Genomic DNA, 4,568 nt, shown 5'->3' on the forward strand with positions numbered 1-4,568 from the left:
CACCCCCGGCGGGGCGTTCCGCCGCGCAGCGGCGATTCTCCCCGGCCTGCTCGATGAGCTGTTTCCGCGCCGCGAGGCCGCGCAGAAGGCCGGCGACCAGGTCGCCTCCAACGCCATCAAGATCCTGATGAACTCCTTCTACGGCGTTCTCGGGACCCCCGCGTGCCGCTTCTACAATCCGGCACTCGCCAACTCCATCACCGGCCTGGGAAAGGAGATCCTGCTGTGGGCGAAACAGTGGTTCGAAGCCCGGGGTTTCCGGGTGTTGTACGGAGACACCGACAGCCTGTTCGTGGCCTCCGCGATCCTCGAAGAGGGCGCGGCTGGCGAGCGCGGGGCCGAGCTCGCCGTCGCGCTCAACGGTGAGCTGGGCCGGTACATCCAGGAGCGGTGGCAGCTCGTCAGCCGCCTGTCGTTGAAGTTCGAGAAGCTGTATCTGCGCCTGTTGCTTCCGAGGGCTCGCAACAGCGAGCGCGGCGCGAGCAAGCGTTACGCGGGCTTGCGACAGGTCAGGGGCGGCGCGAACACCGTTGAATTCGTCGGCATGGAGGCCGTGCGCAGCGACTGGACCGCGCTCGCGAAGCAGGTGCAGCGAGAGCTGTATCAGCGCCTGTTCACCGATCAGCCAGTCGATGCCTACCTGCTCGACATCGTTCAGCGGGTCCGCAGCGGGACGCTCGATGCAGCTCTCGTCTACCGCAAGAACCTGCGCAAGCGTGCGCAGGAGTACACCGCCACGACGCCGCCGCACGTCGCCGCCGCCCGCAAGTCTGCGCAGCCCGCGGGTCGCTCCGTCAGCTACGTCATGACGGTGGCCGGTCCCGAGCCGACCGACAGCATCCAGCATCCGCTCGACCTCGAGCACTACGTCGCCAAGCAGGTCAAGCCTGTCGCCGAGCCGGTGCTGGCAGTGCTCGGCCTGGACTTCGACGTGCTGATCGGCGACGGCCGCCAGCTGCAGATGTTCTAGGCCGACCCCGGGGCGCGTGGCGGCCGCCGCCCAAGCTTGCGCGAACCTTTCAGCGCTCCGCCGTTGTCTTGGTTTCGATACAGCGTCAGCGCGGCCCGGGCGGTAACTCCTCGTTGTATTCCAACTGCGCGCTCCGCGGGAACGCTACAGCGCTTCGCCGCGGAACATTCAGTTACACGTTGCCTCGTGACAACGTCAGGTCGTACGCTGACACTAACGCCGCGTCGACACGTTGCGGTGGACGCGCCACAAGCCACGTTGGTTCTCTTGGGAGGGGGCCCAGATGACATCGACACGCCCGGCTATTGCCGCTGCGCTGCGGGCGGCGGCTCGCTCAACCGTTCTCAACTCCAGCTTGCCCTGCAGCGTGGCGGCGGCGTTGTGTCTTGCCAGCGCGGCACACGCGCAGACTCAGACTGCACCGGCCGCAGCATCCGCCAACGCGCCCGCCCTGGAAGAAGTCACCGTCACCGGCTCGCGCATCAAGCGCACCAACGATTTCAACACGCCGACGCCGACCACGGTCATCGACCCGGACCTCATGAACAGCCTGGGTATCGTCAATGTCGGCCAGGCATTGACCATGACCCCGGCCAACGTCTCGACCTTCACCCCCGCCAACACGGGTAATTCAAACTTCTTCAGCGGCGCCTACATCGCCGACCTGCGCGGCCTGAACCCGTTCTTCGGCAGCCGCACGCTGGTGCTGGTGAACACGCGGCGCGTCGTGCAGACCAACCAGGGCGACAGCGTCGACCTGAACTTCATCCCGCAGATCCTGGTCGACCGCGTGGACACCGTGACGGGCGGCGCCTCGGCGGCATACGGTTCCGGCGCAATCGCCGGTGTCGTGAACGTCATCCTCAACAATAAGCTGGAAGGCGGCAAGATCGACGGCGACTTCTCCGAGAGCAGCCACAGTGACGCACGCGACCGGCACGTCGGGGCGGCGTACGGGCATGGGCTGTTCGAGGACCGTGTCCATTTCGTGATCGGCGGCGAATACGAGAAGCAGGACGCTCTCGGCTGCGATACCGTTCGTACGTGGTGCGCACAGGGAGGCGGCCTCTATTCCCTGAATCCGACCACGCCCGCGGCGGCGCCGGGCGTGACCGTGTACGGTCAGTCGAACAACCTGCGCAACAACCAGATCACCTTTCCGGGAGTCTTCCAGCAGGCGCAGCCCGGACCGTTCCCGCCCAATCCCTACGCCAACTACAGCTCCGTGCTGCAGGCCAGCCCGGATGGCACGGCAGCTACGGCCTACGAGCTCGGCGCACAGCCGTACTCGACGGCATTCCTGTCGACCACGTTGCCGACTCTCACCGCCGGCGGGCAGGGCGTCCCCATCGGGCAGTATGACAACCTGATGGCGCCGGTGAACCGCGGCGTCATCACCGGCTCGCTCACCGCGCAGGTCACCGACACCATCAATTTCAGCGCGGATGTGAACTGGGGCAAGGTGCAGACGACCAATTTCGCCGGGGTGCAGAGCACCGGCATTTTCATGCCCACGGGCGCGACGGCCGCGGTCGTCGATCCGGCCACGGGTGCCATCATCGCGCCGGCCGGTGTCGCTGCGGGAGGCTACAACCCGTACATCGTCAACAACCCGGCGCTGGTGAGCGCCCTGCAGAATCAGTTCTGCAGCGGGCCGGCCGCCGCGACCTGCGGGCCGGGGCCGGGCGGCACTCTGCTGCCGTCCGCGCTGTCCATCGGCAAGGACTGGACCCGGCAAGCGCCGACCTTCACCGACGTCACCACGACGGTCAAGCGGTTCACCTTCGGATTCGACGGCAAGTTCGGGCAATCCTCCTGGACCTGGGACAGCTACTTCGAGTACGGCCTGACGCAGCGCGAGCAGTTCCTGCAGAACAACATCCGCGCCTACTCCCTGGATGCGGCGCTGGATGCCGTGCAGGGTCCGAATGGACCGGAATGCCGCACCTCCTACGACGCTGCGAACGGACTGCCCGTGACCCAGTACGGAGGCGGGACCCTGCCGGCCACCAACCCGGGTTACGTGAACGCGCTGCTGCAGGGGTGCGTCCCGATCAATCCTCTGGGCACGGCGGCCATCCCGGACAACGCGCTCAACTATTCGTTCGGTCCGCTCGATGAGAGGCTGCGGTACACACAGACGGTCGGGGCGCTCAACGCCTCGGGCAATATCTTCGATGGCATCGGCGCCGGCCCCTTCTCGCTCGCCGCAGGCTTCGAGTGGCGCCAGGAAGTCGGTCACAACGATGAGGTCAGCTGCGCGTACAGCGACGTTCACTGCGCCGCGGCCATCACCGACTTCAACATCCAGTACGGCCAACCCTTCGGCGGCATCGTGACCGTCGAGGAGGGCTACCTCGAGACGAACCTGCCCCTCGCCAAGAATCTGCCGTTTGCCAAAGTGCTGGAGGTGGATGTCGCGGGACGCGAGTCGCACTACGACAACAAGGCGCTGTACGGGATCAACGTAGTCAACGGCCAGCAGCCGGAGTTCACGCACAACCTGACGACCTGGAAGGCATCCGTGATCTGGGAGCCGGTCAGTGGAGTCAGATTCCGCGGCAGCCAGTCACGGGATGCTCGTGCGGCGAACTTCCGCGAGCTGTATTACGGCCAGATCATTACGGCCGGCAGCGCGTTCGGATCCTGTGCGCCGCTCGGATCCGGAGTCAACGATCCGTGTACCTGGAACCTGGAGGGCAACGTCAACCTGAAGCCGGAGACTTCGGACACGACGACGCTCGGCATCGTCCTGACACCGGCCGATTGGGTCTCGGGGCTGCAGTTCTCGGCGGATTGGTTCCACATCAAGATCAACGATGCCATCGAGCAGGCCAACCCCACGCTCACTCAGGCGCAGTGTCGCGCGGGCGAGACCTCGGTCTGCAACCTGATGACGTTCAACCCCTTCTCCTACAACGGTCTGGGACAGCAGTGCGGCACACTGGCGGGCTTCCCCGTGCCGGCTCTGGTGGACTGCAGTGCCGGCTCTTATACGGGTGCTGCGGCGTGGCAGCATGGCGCCTACAACGCGACATCCTTCGTCTCGACCTCGTTCAACGGCGCGTTCTACGAGATCCGTGGAGTCGATTTTTCGCTGAACTATCTGGCCAACATCGGCCGTTTCGGCAGTATCAATACGCGCCTGCTGACGACGTGGATGGATGAGCAGAAGTTCGCCAACTGCACGGCGACGTTCGCCGGGGCTCCCTGCTACACCTACAACATCCTGGGCCAGACCGGCACCGGCAACAATTTCCTCGCCGACAACACGCCGGCGGCGAAGTGGCGTGGCAGCCTGCTGGTCACCTGGGCAAACGGGCCCCTCAGCATCACGCCCAGCATGAACTTCGTGAGTCGCGGTATCCGGGATTACCTCGGCGTGACGCCGAATCAGCCGCAGTATGCCGCCGCACTGGCCAATCCCAACCTGCTGGCGACGGGGCTCGACCTGCATCCCATGCAGGACAATCACGTGCCGAGCTACTTCCTGTTCAATCTCAACGGCACCTACTCGTTCGACAACCTGAAGTCGCTGAAGGGCCTGGAAGTGTTCCTGCAGGTCAACAACGTGTTCAACAAGAAGCCGCCGTTTGCA

General features: G+C 65.3%; 2 protein-coding genes. Both read left to right on the top strand.

Translation table 11 applies throughout. The annotated features are described in order from the left end of the window. Positions 1–970 (top strand): DNA polymerase domain-containing protein (locus VN779_RS23425; protein WP_325726947.1); only part of this gene is annotated, 970 nt, incomplete at its 5' end. A 232-nt stretch (positions 971–1,202) separates the two neighbouring features. Beyond that, positions 1,203–4,568: TonB-dependent receptor (locus VN779_RS23430; RefSeq protein ID WP_325726949.1), on the top strand; the 3,366-nt coding region annotated here is incomplete at its 3' end.

Source organism: Actinocrinis sp. (assembly GCF_035605935.1).
In the GTDB taxonomy this organism is placed as follows: domain Bacteria; phylum Actinomycetota; class Actinomycetes; order Streptomycetales; family Catenulisporaceae; genus Actinocrinis.